The 17,652-nt window shown below is 64.6% G+C and carries 20 protein-coding genes; 7 read left to right on the top strand and 13 right to left on the bottom strand.

Annotated elements, in window-relative coordinates; all coding sequences use genetic code 11:
- Positions 1-21: 21 nt before the first annotated feature.
- Both ACN8ZM_RS12000 and ACN8ZM_RS11995 read right to left on the bottom strand, forming a co-directional pair.
- Positions 22-867, bottom strand: coding sequence for a 23S rRNA (adenine(2030)-N(6))-methyltransferase RlmJ (locus ACN8ZM_RS12000; RefSeq protein ID WP_043188772.1), 846 nt, complete (start codon positions 865-867; stop codon positions 22-24).
- A 112-nt stretch (positions 868-979) separates the two neighbouring features.
- The gene (locus ACN8ZM_RS11995) at positions 980-1,951 is read right to left on the bottom strand and encodes a potassium channel beta subunit family protein (RefSeq protein WP_420210044.1); all 972 of its coding nucleotides are present in this window, start codon (positions 1,949-1,951) and stop codon (positions 980-982) included.
- 164 nt (positions 1,952-2,115) lie between these two features.
- Between ACN8ZM_RS11995 and ACN8ZM_RS11990 the strand changes: the two genes are divergently transcribed.
- Positions 2,116-2,904 carry a 3-hydroxybutyrate dehydrogenase gene (locus ACN8ZM_RS11990; protein ID WP_089450939.1) on the top strand — a complete coding sequence of 263 codons (789 nt, stop codon included), beginning with the start codon at positions 2,116-2,118 and terminating at the stop codon, positions 2,902-2,904.
- A 158-nt stretch (positions 2,905-3,062) separates the two neighbouring features.
- Here ACN8ZM_RS11990 and ACN8ZM_RS11985 read toward each other — a convergent pair whose 3' ends face one another.
- On the bottom strand, positions 3,063-4,262 hold the full coding sequence (locus tag ACN8ZM_RS11985; RefSeq protein WP_043188767.1) for an amino acid aminotransferase: 1,200 nt from the start codon (positions 4,260-4,262) through the stop codon (positions 3,063-3,065).
- A gap of 263 nt (positions 4,263-4,525) precedes the next feature.
- Here ACN8ZM_RS11985 and uvrB point away from each other — a divergent pair, with 263 nt between their 5' ends.
- The 5 genes from uvrB (at position 4,526) to ACN8ZM_RS11960 (ending at position 10,070) form a co-directional block, all read left to right on the top strand.
- Positions 4,526-6,616, top strand: coding sequence for an excinuclease ABC subunit UvrB (gene uvrB / locus ACN8ZM_RS11980; protein ID WP_043188764.1), 2,091 nt, complete (start codon positions 4,526-4,528; stop codon positions 6,614-6,616).
- A gap of 219 nt (positions 6,617-6,835) precedes the next feature.
- A complete protein-coding gene (locus tag ACN8ZM_RS11975) occupies positions 6,836-7,387 on the top strand; it encodes an iron transporter (protein ID WP_043188762.1) in 552 nt (183 codons plus the stop codon).
- A gap of 55 nt (positions 7,388-7,442) precedes the next feature.
- A complete protein-coding gene (locus ACN8ZM_RS11970; protein ID WP_420210043.1) occupies positions 7,443-7,775 on the top strand; it encodes a cupredoxin domain-containing protein in 333 nt (110 codons plus the stop codon).
- A 58-nt stretch (positions 7,776-7,833) separates the two neighbouring features.
- The gene (locus ACN8ZM_RS11965) at positions 7,834-8,676 is read left to right on the top strand and encodes an FTR1 family iron permease (protein ID WP_043188756.1); all 843 of its coding nucleotides are present in this window, start codon (positions 7,834-7,836) and stop codon (positions 8,674-8,676) included.
- Entirely contained in the window at positions 8,673-10,070 is a 1,398-nt protein-coding gene (locus ACN8ZM_RS11960) for a 4Fe-4S binding protein (protein WP_420210042.1), read from the top strand. Before ACN8ZM_RS11965 ends, ACN8ZM_RS11960 begins: the two co-directional genes overlap by 4 nt.
- A 304-nt stretch (positions 10,071-10,374) precedes the next feature.
- Here ACN8ZM_RS11960 and hemP read toward each other — a convergent pair whose 3' ends face one another.
- The 3 genes from hemP to ACN8ZM_RS11945 form a co-directional block, all read right to left on the bottom strand.
- Positions 10,375-10,620: a hemin uptake protein HemP gene (hemP, locus tag ACN8ZM_RS11955; protein WP_043188753.1), complete on the bottom strand. Its 246-nt coding sequence runs from the start codon at positions 10,618-10,620 to the stop codon at positions 10,375-10,377.
- Positions 10,621-10,758: 138 nt separating this feature from the next.
- Positions 10,759-11,241 carry an SRPBCC family protein gene (locus tag ACN8ZM_RS11950; RefSeq protein ID WP_089450936.1) on the bottom strand — a complete coding sequence of 161 codons (483 nt, stop codon included), beginning with the start codon at positions 11,239-11,241 and terminating at the stop codon, positions 10,759-10,761.
- Positions 11,242-11,340: 99 nt separating this feature from the next.
- The gene (locus ACN8ZM_RS11945; protein ID WP_420210041.1) at positions 11,341-12,213 is read right to left on the bottom strand and encodes a pirin family protein; all 873 of its coding nucleotides are present in this window, start codon (positions 12,211-12,213) and stop codon (positions 11,341-11,343) included.
- A gap of 122 nt (positions 12,214-12,335) precedes the next feature.
- Here ACN8ZM_RS11945 and ACN8ZM_RS11940 point away from each other — a divergent pair, with 122 nt between their 5' ends.
- The gene (locus ACN8ZM_RS11940; protein ID WP_043188748.1) at positions 12,336-13,310 is read left to right on the top strand and encodes a LysR family transcriptional regulator; all 975 of its coding nucleotides are present in this window, start codon (positions 12,336-12,338) and stop codon (positions 13,308-13,310) included.
- A gap of 366 nt (positions 13,311-13,676) precedes the next feature.
- On the opposite strand, the gene ACN8ZM_RS11935 is transcribed toward ACN8ZM_RS11940, so the two are convergent.
- From ACN8ZM_RS11935 to bfr, 7 genes are all read right to left on the bottom strand, one after another.
- On the bottom strand, positions 13,677-14,105 hold the full coding sequence (locus tag ACN8ZM_RS11935; RefSeq protein ID WP_089450934.1) for an ExbD/TolR family protein: 429 nt from the start codon (positions 14,103-14,105) through the stop codon (positions 13,677-13,679).
- 13 nt (positions 14,106-14,118) lie between these two features.
- Positions 14,119-14,850, bottom strand: a complete 732-nt coding sequence (locus tag ACN8ZM_RS11930; RefSeq protein ID WP_043188744.1) for a MotA/TolQ/ExbB proton channel family protein — start codon at positions 14,848-14,850, stop codon at positions 14,119-14,121.
- Positions 14,851-14,886: 36 nt separating this feature from the next.
- Positions 14,887-15,618, bottom strand: a complete 732-nt coding sequence (locus tag ACN8ZM_RS11925; protein WP_420210040.1) for an energy transducer TonB — start codon at positions 15,616-15,618, stop codon at positions 14,887-14,889.
- A gap of 51 nt (positions 15,619-15,669) precedes the next feature.
- The gene (locus tag ACN8ZM_RS11920) at positions 15,670-15,840 is read right to left on the bottom strand and encodes a hypothetical protein (protein WP_155292061.1); all 171 of its coding nucleotides are present in this window, start codon (positions 15,838-15,840) and stop codon (positions 15,670-15,672) included.
- Positions 15,837-16,073: a (2Fe-2S)-binding protein gene (locus ACN8ZM_RS11915; protein WP_043188741.1), complete on the bottom strand. Its 237-nt coding sequence runs from the start codon at positions 16,071-16,073 to the stop codon at positions 15,837-15,839. Before ACN8ZM_RS11915 ends, ACN8ZM_RS11920 begins: the two co-directional genes overlap by 4 nt.
- Before the next feature lie 150 nt (positions 16,074-16,223).
- On the bottom strand, positions 16,224-17,084 hold the full coding sequence (murI, locus tag ACN8ZM_RS11910) for a glutamate racemase (RefSeq protein WP_043188740.1): 861 nt from the start codon (positions 17,082-17,084) through the stop codon (positions 16,224-16,226).
- A 39-nt stretch (positions 17,085-17,123) separates the two neighbouring features.
- Positions 17,124-17,600 carry a bacterioferritin gene (gene bfr, locus ACN8ZM_RS11905; protein WP_043188739.1) on the bottom strand — a complete coding sequence of 159 codons (477 nt, stop codon included), beginning with the start codon at positions 17,598-17,600 and terminating at the stop codon, positions 17,124-17,126.
- Positions 17,601-17,652: the final 52 nt, after the last annotated feature.

Here is a 17,652-nt window from a genome sequence, read left to right as displayed (position 1 = left end):
CGCCCGGTCTCGGTCGCCCGTTCAGTTGCCGCGGTGCTCGATCTGGCAGCGGGCGCCGCTGTCCTGTCCCAGCATCTCGACCAGATAGGGCAGCGCCTCGTTCATGCTCTGGGCGAGCGTATACGGCGGATTCAGAATGAACATCCCGCTGCCGTAGAGGCCCAGCCCGTCAGTCGGCGGATTCGACACCGTCAGCGTCAGGTGCAGCCAGTTGTTCGGTTGCAGACGCTTCAACTGCTCGGGAAAACGCTGCGATTCCGTCCGGGTGACCTGCGGGTACCAGATCGCATAGCAGCCCGTCGCGAAGCGCTTCAGACACTCCGTCACGCAAGTCACCGTGCGCGCGTAGTCCTTCTTGTCCTCGTAGGACGGGTCGATCAGCACGAGTGCGCGTCGCGGCGGCGGCGGCAGTAGTGCCTTGACGCCTTCGAAACCGTCGCCGGCAAAGATCATCGCGCGTCGCCCCGCGTCGCGGAAATTGTGGCGCAGCACGTCGATTTCCGTCGTGTGCATTTCGAACAGGCGCATGCGGTCCTGTTCGCGCATCGATCGCCATGCGATGTACGGGGAACCCGGGTAGAAGCGCAGTTCACCGTCGTCGTTCAGCGCGCGGACTTCATCCACATAGTCGCCCAGCGCTTCTGGCAGGTTCTTTTCGTTCCACAGCCGGCCGATCCCGGTGTCGAATTCCGACGTCTTCGCCGCGTAGCCGTCGCGCAGCGAGTACACGCCGGCACCTGCATGCGTGTCGATGTACCAGTAGGATTTGTCTTTCTTGTTCAGGTAGCGCAGCAGCTGGACGACGACGGCGTGCTTGAGCACGTCCGCGTGGTTGCCTGCGTGAAAACCGTGACGATAACTGAGCATGGCGGGCTGCCTGAAACGAAAGGTGAATCGATGAAAGCGGTCGATCGTGCGCGGCCGTCAGGCCGGTCGCCGATGCGGGCCGCGTATTGTACGCGAGTGGCCGGGCATCGCCTTATTCGTACGCATCGCCGACCACCTCCTCGATGCGTTGCTTCACATCCGGCGTCAGCTTCGCGGCAACGTCGAGCGCGCGCATGTTGTCGCCGATCTGCTCGATCCGCGACGCGCCGGTGATGACCGAACTCACGCGCGGATTCGCGAGCACCCATGCGATCGCAAGCTGACCCGTGCTGCAGCCGAGCTCGGCTGCGATTCCGCCGAGCCGTTCGACGATGTCGTTGGCGGCCTGATCGGTCAGGCGATCTCGCATCCAGTCGTAACCCTGCAGCTGCGCGCGGCTGCCGGGCGGCACGCCGTTACGGTACTTGCCGGTGAGCAGGCCCGATGCCAGCGGGCTCCAGGTCGTGAGGCCGAGACCGTAGTCCTCGTACAGCCGCGCATATTCCTGTTCGACCCGCGTGCGGTGGAACAGGTTGTACTGCGGCTGCTCGACGACCGGCTTGTGAAGGTGATGCCGTTCGGCGATTTCGCACGCGGCCCGGATCTCGTCGGCGCGCCATTCCGACGTGCCCCAGTACAGCGCCTTGCCGCGGACGATCATGTCGCTCATCGCCCAGACGGTTTCCTCGATCGGCGTGTTCGGATCGGGGCGATGGCAATAGACGAGGTCGACATAGTCGAGTTGCAGCCGGCGCAGCGAGCCGTCGATGGCGTTCAGCAGGTATTTCCGGTTCAGCGTGTGATACTGGTTCGGCGCTTCGGTGAGCCCCCAGAAGAACTTCGTGGACACGATGTAGCTGACGCGCGGCCAGTCGAGCGACTTGAGCGCGTGGCCCATGATTTCCTCGGACTTGCCGCCGGCGTAGACCTCGGCGTTGTCGAAGAAATTGACCCCCGCGTCGCGCGCCGCAGCCAGGCATTCGCGCGCGACCCGCTGGTCGACCTGGTTGCCGTATGTCACCCACGAACCGAGCGAAAGCTCGCTGATTTGCAGGCCGGAGCGGCCTAGCCGTCGATAGTGCATGCGAATCTCCTGCGTGACAGAACCGACCTTAAGCTTAGACGTTTTGCGCGCGAACGGCGGGGCCGATCGTGCACAATGACGGCTGGCCCGCCGGTACGATCGCGCGACGGTAGCGGACGCGGCGGGCGCTTGTTTTATCGATCCGACAACGGGAGGAGATGGACATGGCAGCAGATCTGAGCGGCAAGACCGCAGTCGTCACGGGCGCCGCGAGCGGCATCGGCAAGGAAATCGCACTCGAGCTCGCGAAGGCGGGCGCAGCGGTCGCGATCGCCGACCTGAACCAGGACGGCGCGAACGCGGTCGCCGACGAGATCGTCAAGGCGGGCGGCAAGGCGATCGGCGTCGCGATGGACGTGACGAACGAGGAAGCCGTGAACAGCGGGATCGACAAGGTGGCCGAAGCGTTCGGCTCGGTCGACATCCTCGTGTCGAACGCGGGCATCCAGATCGTCAACCCGATCGAGAACTACTCGTTCTCCGACTGGAAGAAGATGCAGGCGATCCACGTCGACGGCGCGTTCCTGACGACCAAGGCTGCGCTCAAGCACATGTACAAGGACGATCGCGGCGGTGTCGTGATCTACATGGGTTCGGTGCACTCGCACGAAGCGTCGCCGCTGAAGTCGGCCTACGTGACAGCCAAGCATGGCCTGCTCGGCCTGGCCCGCGTGCTGGCGAAGGAAGGCGCGAAGCACAACGTGCGCTCGCACGTCGTGTGTCCGGGCTTCGTGCGCACGCCGCTGGTCGACAAGCAGATTCCGGAGCAGGCGAAGGAACTCGGGATCAGCGAAGAGGAAGTGATCAAGAAGGTGATGCTCGGCAACACGGTCGATGGCGTGTTCACGACGGTGCAGGACGTCGCGCAGACGGTGCTGTTCCTGTCGGCTTTCCCGAGCGCCGCGCTGACCGGGCAGTCGGTCGTCGTCAGCCACGGCTGGTTCATGCAGTAACGCACTGCCGCGAGCGGCCGCGATGCGCGCCGCTCGTGCGATGTCGTTGCGCCGGCAAGCCGGGCAGAACGCATAAAAAAACGCGCTCCAGGGAGCGCGTTTTTTGTCTCGGCAGAGTGGGGCAGTGCCGATAACGGCGGCTGCCCGCTCACGCCGCGTTACTTCAGGACGGCTGCGACCGCATTGGCGACCGCGTCGAGGTTGCGCGTGTTCAGCGCGGCGACGCAGATCCGGCCCGTGCCGACCGCATAGATGCCGAACTCGTCACGCAGGCGATCGACTTGCGCCGAGGTCAGGCCCGAATACGAGAACATCCCGCGCTGTTCGTTGATGAAGCTGAAGTCGCGGTCGACGCCGCTTGCCTTCAGGCGCTCGACGAGACCGTTGCGCATCGCACGGATGCGATCGCGCATTTCACCGAGTTCCTGCACCCACGAAGCGTGCAGTTCCGGCGATGCGAGCACCGCGGCGACCACGGCACCGCCGTGGGTCGGCGGGTTCGAGTAGTTCGTGCGGATCACGCGCTTCAGTTGCGACAGCACGCGCGTCGCTTCTTCCTTGCTCGACGTGATGATCGACAGTGCACCGACGCGCTCGCCGTACAGCGAGAACGACTTCGAGAACGACGACGACACGAATGCGTTCAGGTCGGCCGCGGCAAACAGGCGCACGGCGGCGGCATCGGCCTCGATGTTCTCGCCGAAGCCCTGGTAAGCCATGTCGAGGAACGGCACGAGGTTGCGCGCCTTCACGACGTCGACGACCTGTTGCCATTGCGCTTCCGTCAGGTCCACGCCGGTCGGGTTGTGGCAGCACGCGTGCAGCACGACGACCGTGCCTGCCGCGTAGCCGTTCAGTGCCGACAGCATGCCTTCGAAGTTCACGCCGTTGGTGGCGGCGTCGTAGTACGGGTACGCAACGACTTCGAAGCCGGCTGCTTCGAACAGCGCGCGGTGGTTTTCCCAGCTCGGATCGCTGATCGCGACCTTCACGTTCGGGTTCACGGTGCGCAGGAAATCGGCGCCGATCTTCAGCGCGCCCGTGCCGCCCAGTGCCTGGGCCGTGACCACGCGACCTGCTGCGATCAGCGGCGAGTCGTTGCCGAGCAGCAGCTTCTGCACGGCCGCATCGTAGGCGGCAATGCCGTCGATCGGCAGGTAGCCGCGCGGCAGGCCGGCCTCGACACGCACCTTCTCTGCTTCGCGAACCGCGCGCAGCAGCGGAATCTTGCCTTCTTCGTTCGTGTACACACCGACGCCGAGGTTGACCTTGGTCGGACGCGCATCGGCGTTGAAGGCTTCGTTCAGGCCCAGGATCGGGTCGCGGGGAGCAAGCTGGACAGCGGAGAAGAGCGACATGATGATTCGGCAGTAGTGAAAAGAGGGTCAGGCTTTCAACGGGCGGGGCGGGCGCGGTGGACCGCGCGCAGGCAGGCACGACGCCGGAAAGCGCAGCAGCCTGACATTGTAGCGAATTCACGCAGGCGGGGGCGGCGTTTCAGCGGCGAAATTCGGCCGGGAATGGCGATTTCGGACGGTCGTCGCGCGTCAGGAGCCGACAGCAGTTCGCGAGGCCGCGAAGCGCTAGAATGCTTTCTTTGCCCTCGCTCCGGCCGCATTCCATGTCCGAACATAAAGCCGAAACCGGCGACGCGCTCGACGAATCGAAATTCGTGACCTTCGAAGGGTCGCCGTTCCAGCTGTATCAACCGTATCCGCCCGCCGGCGACCAGCCGACCGCGATCGAGACGCTCGTCGAAGGGGTCGAGGACGGTCTCTCGTTCCAGACGCTGCTCGGCGTGACGGGCTCGGGCAAGACCTTCACGATGGCGAACACGATCGCGCGGCTCGGCCGCCCGGCGATCGTGTTCGCGCCGAACAAGACGCTCGCCGCGCAGCTCTACTCGGAATTTCGCGAGTTCTTCCCGCGCAACGCGGTCGAGTACTTCGTCTCGTACTACGACTATTACCAGCCTGAAGCGTACGTGCCGCAGCGCGATCTGTTCATCGAAAAGGACTCGTCGATCAACGAGCACATCGAGCAGATGCGGCTGTCGGCGACGAAGAGCCTGATGGAGCGTCGCGACGTCGTGATCGTCGCGACGGTGTCGGCGATCTACGGTATCGGCAACCCGTCCGAATACCACCAGATGATCCTGACGCTGCGTACCGGCGACAAGCTCGGCCAGCGCGACGTGATCGCACGGCTGATCGCGATGCAGTACACGCGCAACGAGCAGGATTTCCAGCGCGGCACGTTCCGCGTGCGCGGCGACACGATCGACATCTTCCCGGCCGAACACGCGGAGCTGGCCGTGCGCGTCGAACTGTTCGACGACGAGGTCGAGACGCTGCAGCTGTTCGACCCGCTGACCGGCCGCGTGCGGCAGAAGATCCCGCGCTTCACCGTCTATCCGTCGTCGCACTACGTGACGCCGCGCGACACCGTGATGCGCGCGGTCGAGACGATCAAGGACGAACTGCGCGAGCGGCTCGAGTTCTTTCACGGCGACGGCAAGCTCGTCGAGGCGCAGCGCCTCGAGCAGCGCACGCGCTTCGATCTCGAGATGCTCCAGGAGCTCGGCTTCTGCAAGGGCATCGAGAACTACTCGCGGCATTTCTCGGGCGCGGAGCCCGGCGACCCGCCTCCGACCCTCGTCGACTACCTGCCGCCCGATGCGCTGATGCTGCTCGACGAGTCGCACGTGCTGATCGGCCAGCTGAACGGCATGTACAACGGCGACCGCGCGCGCAAGGAAAACCTCGTCAACTACGGGTTCCGGCTGCCGTCCGCGCTCGACAACCGGCCGCTCAAGTTCCCCGAGTTCGAACGCAAGATGCGCCAGGTCGTGTTCGTGTCGGCCACGCCGGCTGATTACGAGCAGCGCGTGACCGGGCAGATCGCCGAGCAGGTCGTGCGACCGACCGGGCTCGTCGATCCGGAAATCGAAGTGCGGCCGGCGAGCTCGCAGGTCGACGACGTGCTGGGCGAGATCAACGAGCGCGTGAAGGCCGAGGAGCGCGTGCTGATCACCGTGCTGACGAAGCGCATGGCCGAGCAACTCACCGAGTTTCTGGCGGACCACGGGGTCAAGGTACGCTACCTGCACAGCGACATCGACACGGTCGAGCGCGTGGAGATCATCCGCGACCTGCGGCTCGGCACGTTCGACGTGCTGGTCGGGATCAACCTGCTGCGGGAAGGGCTCGACATTCCCGAGGTGTCGCTCGTCGCGATCCTCGACGCGGACAAGGAAGGCTTCCTGCGCGCCGAGCGCTCGCTGATCCAGACGATCGGCCGGGCCGCGCGGAACGTGAACGGCAAGGCGATCCTCTACGCGGACAACATGACCGAGTCGATGAAGCGCGCGATCGGCGAGACCGAGCGGCGCCGTGCGAAGCAGATCGCGCACAACGAAAAGATGGGCATCACGCCGCGCGGCGTGGTGAAGCGCATCAAGGACATCATCGACGGCGTCTACAACGCCGACGAAGCGCGCGCGGAGCTGAAGGAAGCGCAGCAGCGCGCGAAATTCGAGGACATGTCGGAGAAGCAGCTGGCGAAGGAAATCAAGCGCCTCGAAAAGCAGATGGCCGACTACGCGAAGAACCTCGAGTTCGAGAAGGCCGCTGCGACCCGCGACCAGCTCGCGCTGCTGCGCGAGCGCGTGTTTGGCGCGAACGTCGGCGATCACGTCAGCGGCGGTCGGTAAATCTTTCAAAGCGTCACCGAAACGTGCCGGTAATCGAGCTGTAAGCCTTGTCGGATCAGGGGTTTACGCGGTGCCTCGTTTGTTCCGGAACGGGATCGGTGCTAAACTCCGCAATTATTGAGAATAGTTCGCATTAACGTTATTCGTCGCGTTAGTGTTTCCAGCGGGGCGCCCGGCGGGTGGCCCGCACGGTGTCAGATCAAATAACAAGGAGTGTCCATGTTGGGTTCTTCGTTCATCCGCACGTCGGTTGCGGTAGCGGCGGCGCTTGCCGCGATGTCGGCCTCGGCTGCCGAATATCCGATCGGCAAGCAGCAGATCCAGGGCGGCATGGAAATCGGCGCGGTGTACCTGCAGCCGATCACGATGGATCCGGAAGGGATGATGCGCAAGGCGTCGGATTCCGACATCCACCTCGAGGCCGATATCCATGCGGTCAAGAACAACCCGACGGGTTTCGCGGAAGGCGACTGGATGCCGTACCTGCAGGTCACGTACAAGCTGACGAAGCAGGGCGACACGAAGTGGAAGGCGGAAGGCGACCTGATGGGCATGGTCGCGAGCGATGGCCCGCACTACGGCGACAACGTGAAGCTGTCTGGCCCGGGCAAGTACCACCTGACGATGACCGTCAAGCCGCCGATGCAGTCGGGCCACATGGCGTTCGGCCGTCACATCGACAAGGAAACGGGCGTGGGCGCATGGTTCAAGCCCATCACCCTCGAGTACGACTTCCCGTTCGCCGGTATCGGCAAGAAGGGCGGTTACTGATCGGTGGCATCACGGACGGCGCGCTTCGGCGCGCCGTCGGCGTAGAGAACCCAGAATGAAAATTCCCCAGAAAGTCTTTGCCGCAGCCGCTGCGTTGTGGCTTGCCGGCGCAGCGCACGCTGCCGACCTGCCGACGTTCAAGCTCGAGATGATGGACGGCAAGCTCAATCCCGCCCGCATCGAAGTGCCGGCCGGGCAGCGTTTCAAGATCGAGATCAAGAACACCGGCAAGGGCGCCGCCGAATTCGAGAGCGTGCAGCTGCGCAAGGAAAAGGTACTCGCGCCGGGCGCCGATTCGTTCGTGGTCGTCGCGCCGTTGTCGCCGGGCGAATACAAGTTTTTCGACGATTTCCACCAGCAGGCACAGGGCGTGATCGTCGCGAAGTAACGCGTTTTATCTGCGCGCAGGCCCACCTGCCCGGTGTACCGCGCGTCAGGAGGTATCGATGGGTCAGATCTTGTTCATCGTCTGGCGGGAGAGCGTCGAAGCGCTGCTCGTCGTCGGCATTCTCTACGCATGGCTGAAAAACGGCGACGACGACGCGCGCCGCGGCCTGCCTTTTCTCTGGGCCGGCGTCGGTGTCGGTCTGCTGATGGCGGTCGGCCTCGGCGCAGCGCTGGTCGGTTTCACCGAAGTGCTGTCCGGCGACGCGCAGGACTACTTCCAGACCGCCATGGTGCTGATCGCGTGCGTGCTGATCGTGCAGATGGTGCTGTGGATGCGCAGGCATGGCCGCACGCTGAAGCGCGACATGGAGCAATCGCTGCAGCAGAGCACGCGCGATTCGAACTGGTGGGGCGTCGCGGTGCTGGTCGCGCTCGCGATCGCGCGCGAAGGCAGCGAGACGGTGATCTTCCTGTACGGCCTCGGTTTCGGCCAGTCGGGCCACGTCGACGGCAGCCAGATGCTCGCGGTCGTGATCGGCCTCGGCCTCGCATTCCTGACGTTCTATCTGCTGCAACTCGGCGGCAAGTATTTCTCGTGGCGGCACTTCTTCCGCGTCACCGAAGTGATGCTGCTGTTCCTCGGCGCGGGCCTGTTCCAGACCGGCGTCGACAAGCTGATCGACAAGGAAATCCTGCCGCTCGGCATTTCGCAGGTGTGGGATACGTCGTCGATTCTCGATGACTCCAGCACGTTCGGCTCGCTCGTCGCGACGCTGACGGGCTATCGCGCACATCCGGCGCTGACCAACCTGGTTGCCTATGCGGTGTACTGGGCCGTCGTCTGGCTGTTGATGAAGCGTGCGAGCCGTCGTCCGGCCGTCGCTGCGGGCCGCGCGGCATGAACGTTGCCGCCGCAACCAAGCCGGGCTGGCTCGCGCAGGCGGGCCAGTGGATGCAGCGCCACGGCGCGGTGATCCGCGGCATCCAGTGGATCGTCGTCGCCGTCTATGCGTTCCTGATCATCGTGCCGGCGGTGCTGCCGCTGCCGGACGACTCCGCGCACCTGTGGAACAACCTCACGCTGATCGCGCAGTTCGTGTTCTGGGGCATCTGGTGGCCGTTCGTGCTGCTGTCGATGGTGATGCTCGGCCGCGTCTGGTGCGGCGTGCTGTGTCCGGAAGGTGCGCTCACCGAATTCGCGAGCAAGTTCGGCCGCGGTGGCGCGATTCCGCGCTGGATGCGGTGGGGCGGCTGGCCGTTCGTCGCGTTCGGGCTCACGACGATCTACGGGCAGATGGTCAGCGTGTACCAGTACCCGCTCGCGGTGCTGTTCGTGCTCGGCGGCTCGACCGTCGGTGCGATCGTGATCGGTGTGCTGTACGGCCGCGAGAAGCGCGTGTGGTGCAAGTATCTGTGCCCGGTCAACGGCGTGTTCGGGCTGCTCGCGAGGCTTGCGCCGATGCGCTACAAGGTCGACGAGGATGCGTGGCGCCGCTCGTACAAGAACGGCGAGCATGGCCATCGCGTGATTCCGATCAACTGCGCGCCGCTCGTACCGTTGCGCAACATGAAGGGCGCGGCCGACTGCCATATGTGCGGCCGCTGCAGCGGGCACCGTGATGCGATCTCGCTGTCGTTGCGCTCGCCGTCCGACGAAGTCGTGAACCTCGGCGCGCAGCAGGCGAACCCGTGGGACACCGCGCTGATCCTGTACGGCTTGCTCGGTGTCGCGATCGGTGCGTTCCACTGGACCGCCAGCCCGTGGTTCGTGCAGATCAAGCAATGGCTCGCGGGCTGGCTGATCGACCATGACATCACGTGGCCGCTCGAAACCAACGCACCGTGGTTCCTGCTCACGCATTACCCGGATCGCAACGACGTGTTTTCTTGGCTCGACGGCGGGCTCGTCGTCAGCTACATCGTCGGCACAGGGCTCGTGTACGGCACGGCGCTGCTCGTGCTGCTGGCCGGTGCCACGCTGATGCTCGGCCGCTTCGATCGCGTGCGGCTCCATCATCTCGCGCAGGCGCTGATTCCGATCGCGGGCGCGGGCGTGTTCCTCGGGCTGTCGGCGACGACGCTGTCGCTGCTGCGTGCCGAGCATGTGCCGCTCGGCTGGGCCACGGACGTGCGTATCGCGATCCTGGTCGGCGCCAACGCGTGGAGCGCGTGGCTCGCGTGGAAGGTGACGGGGCGTTATGCGGCCTGGCCGCGCCGGCTTGCCGCCTTTGCGTGGTTCGCGGCAGCGCTGGCTGTCATCGACAGTGCGTGGTGGCTGATGTTCTGGGGGTTCTGAGCAGCGTTTGCGCTGCCTGGGGCCATCCTTGCACGGCGCAGGGCGGAAGGCGATCCATCGGGATGCATTGAAGTAACCGCGAACGGCAGTCGAACACATCGACACCACCCAAACAAAAAAGCGACACGTCCTTCGACGTGCCGCTTTTTTTCTTCCAGGCGTGAGAACCAAAAAAAGTGGCTTGGCTTGCTGCAACGGCTGCTTGAGTGTGTTTGCACGAAGGGGTCTAGATCTCGCGTGCAAGCCGTTACGCTGGCTACTGCCCAACACCTCTCAGGGAGGTGGTCCCCACAATACTCGGTCGTTACTTCGTCAGGATCAGTTTGCCGAGCCGCGTGGCCCGCAACTGATAGGTTTCTCCGTTATGCGCGATGCTGACGTGGCTTTGGCCTTGCAGCAGCGCATCGCTGCTGACGACCCGCGTGCCTGCATCGCGGTTGCCGGCGGGTTTCGCCGGCGTGGTGACCGCTGCCGTCTTCTGGCGGCTGCTGCCTGCGGTGCCGGTCGTGCGGCGCAGGGTCAGCGTGGTCGGGCGCATGGTGTCGGTCATTCGGTTGATCGGTGACTGTCGATACGATGGAATTAATTCTAAATGATAACCATTCCCATTCGCAAAAACTCTTTATCGATCGAAATGGTAAACCTGATAGCTTGAGTCAAAGAGGCGGCCCGCAGGCCGCCGCCGGGTTCAGTGCAGCGGATCGGGATCCTTGCGGCCCTGCGCGTACTCGCGGATCAGGCGGACCGTGTCGATATCCGACGTGCGGTACGCCTCCTTGACGATCCCGTGCGTCTGACGCGCATCTTCGCTGTCGTCCGTGACGACCAGCGTCGTGCGGTATTCGAAACGGAGGAACAGTTCGTGGTCGTCGCGTTCCTCGATCGACATCGTCAGCGAGCCGCCGATCTCGCCGTCGGCGGCGAGGATGTCGTAGCGAACCTGCTGGTTCGGCGTGAACGTGACGCGGTCGCGCACGGTCGCGTGACCGTAGTGCAGCTCACGTTCGAGCGTCGTGTCCGTCCGTTCGTGGACGACGCAGCTGTCGAGGCCGAGCACGAACAGTTGCGGCTGTTCGGCACGCAACACGAGACCTTCCCAGAGCTGGTCGCGGGTGAGGGTCGGCACGGCCGGATCGTCGGAGTTGATCTGGATCAGGTGTTCGAAGTTCAAGGGGGCGGGTTCCTTCTGGTGGCGGGTGGCCACATGGTTCAAGAAGTCATTGTGACGCAAAACGCGCGGTTTCGCGGCACCTGCGTCCCCACCCGCGCGTCACGCGTCGATGCGGCCCATGCGGCCGCTCTGGTAGTCGACGACGGCCTGCCGGATCTCTTCCTCGGTATTCATCACGAACGGGCCGTAGCGCACGATCGGCTCGTTGAGCGGCACGCCGCCGATCAGCAGCAGGTCGAGTGGCGTATCGCCGGCCGCGAACGTGACGCTGTCGCCGTCGCAGCCGTAGACGATCATATGTTGTGCGTCGACAGCCTGCCTGTCGGGCCCGTAGAGGCCCGTTCCGTCGATCGGATAGGCGAACACGCGATAGCCGGCCGGCACGGGCTGCGTGACCGTTGCGCCCGGTTCCAGCGTGAAATGCTGATAGAGGATCGGCGTGCGTGTCTCGATCACGGCCTGGACACCGAATGCCTCTCCGGCGATCACGCGCACGCGCGCGCGGCCGTCCGGCGACGTCGCGGTCGGGATGCGGCTGGCCGAAATTTCCTGGTAGCGCGGCGCGATCAGCTTGTCGCGGCGCGGCAGGTTGACCCACAGCTGGAAGCCGTGCGAATGGCCGCCCGCCTGCGCGAATGCGGGATCCGGCATCTCGCTGTGCACGACGCCGGCGCCGGCTGTCATCCACTGCACGTCGCCGGGGCCGAGCGCGCCCGCGTGGCCGGCCGAGTCGTGATGGCGATAGTGCCCGTCGAGCACGTAGGTCACGGTCTCGAAGCCGCGATGCGGGTGGGCCGGCGCGCCGCGGGCTTCGCCGGGCGCATAGTCGACCGGTCCCATTTCATCGAGCAGCAGGAACGGATCGAAATCCATCAGCAGCCGGGTCGGGAACGGGCGGTGAACCACGAAGCCGCCGCCTTCGGTCGTGCGAAGCGCGGGGTACGTGCGGTCAAGCGAGCGGGCGGTCGTCATGTGGATTCCCTCGAAATGATCGGAATAGCGTTATTTTTGAAACATGGCGCTATTATATTGGGCGTTTTACCGTTCGATTCGCGACGGTTCGCAATGGATTGTTCTGAAATTGGAACGATGAGATGAATATCGATGCACATAACCTGAACGACCTCATGTACTTTTCGCAGGTCGTCGAACATGGCGGTTTCTCGGCTGCGGAGCGCGTGCTGGGCATCTCGAAATCGCGCCTGTCGCGGCGCCTGACCGAACTCGAGGCGGCGCTCGGCGTGCGCCTGCTGCAGCGTTCCACGCGCAAGCTCGCGCTGACCGAGGCAGGGGAGCTGTTCTACCAGCATTGCCAGGCGATGCTGGCCGAAGCGCAGGCGGCGATGAATGCGGTCCAGCAGTTGCGCTCCTCGCCGCGCGGTTCGGTACGCGTCAGCGTGCCCGTGACGCTGTCGCAGACGATGCTGTCGCGCATCCTGCCCGAATTCCTGCGCCGCTATCCCGAGGTGAAGGTGCACGTCCGCGTGACGAATCGCGTGATCGACCTGTTCGAGGATTCGATCGACGTCGCGCTGCGCGTGCGCTCGGAGCCGCCGCAGAACGCGAACATCGTCGTGCGGCCGCTGTGGCGCACCGAGCAGATGCTGGTCGGCGCGCCGAGCCTGCTGAGCCAGAATGCGCCGCCGCTGGTGCCGGACGACCTGACCGGATTCGAGACGCTCGATACACCGAGCGTCGACGGGCGGCACGTGTTCAACCTGATCGCGCCGGACGGTACGCGTCACGTGCACGAGCACGACCCGCGGCTCGTGACGGCCGACCTGATGACGATCCGCGAAGCCGTGCTCGATGGGCTCGGCATCGCGGCCCTGCCGGAGATGATGTACGGCAACGCGCTGCGCGCGGGGCAACTGTCGCCCGTGATGCCGGGCTGGACGCTGCCGGTGCCGCAACTGTACGCGGTGTTCGTGTCGCGGCAGGGGATGCCGCCCGCGGTGCGTGCGTTCGTCGACTATCTGGTCGAGAAGCTCGATCACGGCGCCTACCAGGATCCGGGGTGTCCGGAGCGTGCGAAGAAGGAAGCGGCGGCCGATGCTTCGGCGACCTGAACACGACGTGCGCGACGAGGCAAATTTGTTTTGTCATTGAAGCGTCGCCTGCAATCGCAAGTTTCAATCGCCGGAACCTTGAATGCGCGTGCGTGCGGGCCTATATTGAAATCCCATTTCGTGAAGGAAGTTCGGAGCGAAATCAGGTGGCCGCATATATTGCGAGCCAGATAGGGCAGAACGCGCAGTCCGTGCAGACCACGGCAGAGTCGCATTTGCGTTGCTCGAGGCGCAACCGATACCGCCAAAGAGCCCGCCGCCCGAAGGCGCCCGCGTGCGCATGAAAAAAGGCCTTCATCTGGCGATGAAGGCCTTTTACTTTGTGCGGCCGACGAGGTGCGGCCGGCGCGTCGGATCGCGCGTGCGTTACTTCGCTTTCGCAGTCGGTTCCGTCACGAAGCCGAGCTTCGTCAGGCCGCCTGCCTGCGCATCCGACATCACTTCGGCGACGTGTTCGTAGGCGACCTTGCGGTCCGCACGCAGGTGCAACTCCGGTTGCGGCGTGCGCTTTGCCGCTTCCGCGATGCGCGCCTGCAATTGTTCGCGCGTGACCGTGTGGTCGTCCCACAGGATCGTACCGTCGCCCTGGATCGCGACGTCGACCGTCTGCGGCTTTTCGTCGACGGGCTGGCTGCTGGCGTGCGGCAGGTCGATCTTCACCGCATGCTGCATCGCCGGGATCGTCACGAGGAAAATGATCAGGAGTACGAGCATGACGTCGACGAGCGGCGTCATGTTGATCTCGCTCATCACGGCATCGTCGTCATCGTCGCTGAAACCGGTGTTCATTGCCATGGTTCACCCCGTCTCAGCTGGCACGCGTCGCGAGACGCAGGCCGTCGCGCGTCGACGACGACGCGAGGCTCGCGCCCGTCACGAAGTACGCGTGCAGGCCGTGCGCGAAGCGGCGCAGCTTGCTGACGACACCCTTGTTCGCGCGGGTCAGTGCGTTGTAGCCGAGCACGGCCGGGATCGCGACGAACAGGCCGAACGCGGTCATGATCAGCGATTCGCCGACCGGGCCCGCGACCTGGTCGATCGACGTCTGGCCGGTTGCGCCGATCGCGAGCAGCGCGTGGTAGATCCCCCAGACCGTACCGAACAGGCCGACGAACGGCGCCGTGCTGCCGACCGACGCGAGGATCGCGAGGCCGCTCTGCATGCGCGAGATACCTTCGTCCATCGTGTCCTTCAGGCAGCGCGTGACCCAGTCCGACACGTCCATGCGGTCGTGCAGGTGCGGCTGCGTCTGGTGGTGGTGATCGGCGGCTTCCTTGCCCGACAGTGCGAGCGCGAGGAACGGGTTGTCGTTCGGCGTCGATGCGGCGAGCCCGAGCTTCTTGATGCCGTCGTCGAAATTGTCCGAATGCCAGAACGCCTGTTCGGCGTTCTTCGTCAGGCGGTTCAGGCGGATCACGTTCCAGCCCTTGATGACGATCACGATCCACGACAGGACCGACATCACGAGCAGCGTGATCGCAATGGCGCGCGTGACGAAATCACCTTGCGCCCAGACGTGCGCGATACCGTAGCTTTGCATTTTCTTGTTTCCTTAGAATCTTCCGGATGAGGCAGGTTAGTCGGTGAGCCCGAAGCTGTAGGGCTGTGTGCGGGCGGCGCGGATCGCCTGGCCGTTCTCGATATACGGACGGCAGGTGGTCGAGCGCATCGCGTCGAGTGCGGCATCGTCGAGGCGCGGGTAGCCGCTGCTCTTCTGCAGATCGATGCTCTCGATCTTGCCGGTCACACCGACGACGAAGTGAACATAGGCCGTGCCCGATTCGCCGCGGCGGCGCGACATCGACGGGTAGTCGGGCTTCACGAAGTTGCATTGGAGCGTCGGCACGTTTTTCGGCGCGCTGACCTGCATGGTTTCGCGCGCCGGGGCGGCCGTAGCGGCCGGTGCTGCGGGGGCGGGCGCGGCAGGCGCGGGCGTCGGATCGGCGGTCGGCGCGGGTGTCGGCGACGGGGCCGGCGATTGTGCAACCGGCTGGGGCGTCGGCTTTGCCGCTTTCTGCACCGGCTTCGGCTCGACCTTCGGCTTCACGCGCGGCACGGGCTTCGGCGGCGCGGGCTGCGGGATCGATTCGGCAGCAACCTGCTGCGCGATCGGTGCAGGCGTGATGAGCTGCGCGGTGATCGTCTGGACCTCCACCGATTTCGGTGGCGGCGCGTTGCGATGGAGCCAGGCGGCCGTCAGCATGATCGCATGTGCGGCAAGCACACCGACCGCGACGACGATCACACGGGAATTCATACGTGGTGCAGCCGGCATGGCGCCGGCAGGAGCGAGATGCGAAGCCTGCATGTTAGCTTGAAAGAACGATGTCGCACCCGGGGCGCGGCGGGTGAATCGGCATCACTTGCGGAAGATCAGCAGCGAGATGCAAACGGTGGTCACAAATCCGATCAGCAATTCCATGACAGGCTCCTTGGCAGGTAGGCCGCTGGCTCGCGCAGACGGTGGCTTGCTGACGGTTGAAACAAAAAATGCGGCCTGGGCCGCATGCGCACACTCGGTGCCGGTCACGCGGCCTTGCGTTCGTAGAACGTGACCGGGATCGGGTGAGCGTGATGCTCGACACCGCATTGGCTCGCGCAAACGCCGTGTTCGGCCATGAGGTCGCGTACGGACTCCTCGCACTTGCCGCAGCACGTGGCCACGCCGAGTTCGAACTGGAGTTCATCGAAAGAGTTCACGCCCTCAGCGAGGGACGCGCGAATCTTGCGATCGGAAACAGACTTGCACACGCAGACGATCATGATGAGTTGCGATAGCTAACGGTAATGCGAATTATTATCATTAAATTTGCGGACGTTGACAAGCCTGGGGCGGGCTTTTTTTAAGGTCATCAGACCCTTGACGTGGCGAAGCGGTAGGGTGGCGCGCGAAAGAGGGCGTGCCGGCCCGTGTCAGGCGGTCGCGCAGGCGCGCGCGTTCGGCGAGGAAATGGTGACGGATTCGACGGGCGCCGTAAGGCCGAGCAGTGTCGACGCGAGTACCTGCAGTTGGCGGCCGTCGCTGGTCGAGCAGAAGCGGGGCGGCGCCGCGCGCGTGCCGGCGGGCGCGCGCAGGTTGCGCTCGTCGAGCACCCGCATGAGCTGGCGCGCGATGGCGTCGCTGGTGTCGACGATCGTCAGGCGGTCGCCCACAAGGTCACGAATCGTTTCCGTGAAGAACGGGTAATGCGTGCAGCCGAGTACCAGCGTATCGGCGCCGTCGTCGAGCATCGGCTGCAGGTAGCTGTCGAGCAACGCACGCAATGCGGGCGAATTCGTGTCGCCGCGCTCGATGGCTTCGACGAGCCCGTGGCCGGGCTGGCAGATGAAGCGGCGGCCGGCGCCGTAGCGGTCGAGCAGCGCCTGGAAGCGCGGGCTGTTCAGCGTCGACTGGGTGGCGAGGACACCCGCGATGCCGCTCGCGGACACGGCGGCGGCCGGCTTGATGCCCGGCTCGACGCCGACCAGCGGCATCGACAGGCGTTCGCGGATCGCGGCGATCGCGCGCGCGGTCGCGGTGTTGCAGGCGATGACGAGCGCTTTCGCCCCTTCGCGGGCGAGCCACTCGCCGATTGCCAGCGTGCGTTCCGTAATGAATGCCTCGTCGCGCGGACCATACGGCGCATGGTGCGAATCGGCGACGTAGATGAACGATTCGTCGGGCAGTTGCGCGCGCACGGCGCGCAACACCGACAGGCCGCCCAGCCCGGAATCGAAGATGCCGACGGGGGCGACGGTCGAGGCCGTCGCTGCGATAACGGAAGGTGTCGACATGAACGGGCTGGGGGCGATAACGGGACGTGTGGAGAGAGTTTACTCCGCCGAACCCATCATCGTTTGCTGGTAGTTCTGCAGGCCGACCTTGCCGATCAGGTCGATCTGCGTTTCCAGCCAGTCGATGTGCTCTTCGGTGTCGTCGAGGATCTTTTCGAAGATCTCGCGCGACACATAGTCACGCACCGATTCGCAGTAGGCGATCGCTTCCTTGCAGGTGGACTGCGAGATCTGCTCGAGCTTCAGGTCGCACTTCAGGATCTCTTCGGTTTCCTCGCCGACGAGCAGCTTGTGCAGATCCTGCAGGTTCGGCAGGCCGTCGAGCATGAATACGCGCTCGATCAGCCAGTCGGCGTGCTTCATTTCGCCGATCGACTCGTCGTACTCGTGCTTGCCGAGCTTCTCGAGGCCCCAGTGCTTGTACATGCGCGCATGCAGGAAGTACTGGTTGATCGCCGTGAGTTCGTTCTTCAACTGGGCGTTCAGATATTCGATGACTTTCTTGTCGCCTTGCATGGCTGTTCCTTGTTCAGTGGGGCTTCAGAAACCGAACGATAATCGCTCGAAC

It is taken from the genome of Burkholderia aenigmatica (genome assembly GCF_048627025.1).
GTDB classification, from domain to species: Bacteria; Pseudomonadota; Gammaproteobacteria; order Burkholderiales; family Burkholderiaceae; genus Burkholderia; species Burkholderia aenigmatica.
Note: the sequence above shows the minus strand (reverse complement) of the source record. Positions and strands in the feature narration are given on the sequence as shown.

Coding starts and splice junctions, on each gene's coding strand:
- ACN8ZM_RS12000 (WP_043188772.1), bottom strand. CDS start 867: ATGCTCAGTTATCGTCACGGTTTTCACGCAGGCAACCACGCGGACGTG.
- ACN8ZM_RS11995 (WP_420210044.1), bottom strand. CDS start 1,951: ATGCACTATCGACGGCTAGGCCGCTCCGGCCTGCAAATCAGCGAGCTT.
- ACN8ZM_RS11990 (WP_089450939.1), top strand. CDS start 2,116: ATGGCAGCAGATCTGAGCGGCAAGACCGCAGTCGTCACGGGCGCCGCG.
- ACN8ZM_RS11985 (WP_043188767.1), bottom strand. CDS start 4,262: ATGTCGCTCTTCTCCGCTGTCCAGCTTGCTCCCCGCGACCCGATCCTG.
- uvrB (WP_043188764.1), top strand. CDS start 4,526: ATGTCCGAACATAAAGCCGAAACCGGCGACGCGCTCGACGAATCGAAA.
- ACN8ZM_RS11975 (WP_043188762.1), top strand. CDS start 6,836: ATGTTGGGTTCTTCGTTCATCCGCACGTCGGTTGCGGTAGCGGCGGCG.
- ACN8ZM_RS11970 (WP_420210043.1), top strand. CDS start 7,443: ATGAAAATTCCCCAGAAAGTCTTTGCCGCAGCCGCTGCGTTGTGGCTT.
- ACN8ZM_RS11965 (WP_043188756.1), top strand. CDS start 7,834: ATGGGTCAGATCTTGTTCATCGTCTGGCGGGAGAGCGTCGAAGCGCTG.
- ACN8ZM_RS11960 (WP_420210042.1), top strand. CDS start 8,673: ATGAACGTTGCCGCCGCAACCAAGCCGGGCTGGCTCGCGCAGGCGGGC.
- hemP (WP_043188753.1), bottom strand. CDS start 10,620: ATGACCGACACCATGCGCCCGACCACGCTGACCCTGCGCCGCACGACC.
- ACN8ZM_RS11945 (WP_420210041.1), bottom strand. CDS start 12,213: ATGACGACCGCCCGCTCGCTTGACCGCACGTACCCCGCGCTTCGCACG.
- ACN8ZM_RS11940 (WP_043188748.1), top strand. CDS start 12,336: ATGAATATCGATGCACATAACCTGAACGACCTCATGTACTTTTCGCAG.
- ACN8ZM_RS11935 (WP_089450934.1), bottom strand. CDS start 14,105: ATGGCAATGAACACCGGTTTCAGCGACGATGACGACGATGCCGTGATG.
- ACN8ZM_RS11930 (WP_043188744.1), bottom strand. CDS start 14,850: ATGCAAAGCTACGGTATCGCGCACGTCTGGGCGCAAGGTGATTTCGTC.
- ACN8ZM_RS11925 (WP_420210040.1), bottom strand. CDS start 15,618: ATGCAGGCTTCGCATCTCGCTCCTGCCGGCGCCATGCCGGCTGCACCA.
- ACN8ZM_RS11915 (WP_043188741.1), bottom strand. CDS start 16,073: ATGATCGTCTGCGTGTGCAAGTCTGTTTCCGATCGCAAGATTCGCGCG.
- murI (WP_043188740.1), bottom strand. CDS start 17,084: ATGTCGACACCTTCCGTTATCGCAGCGACGGCCTCGACCGTCGCCCCC.
- bfr (WP_043188739.1), bottom strand. CDS start 17,600: ATGCAAGGCGACAAGAAAGTCATCGAATATCTGAACGCCCAGTTGAAG.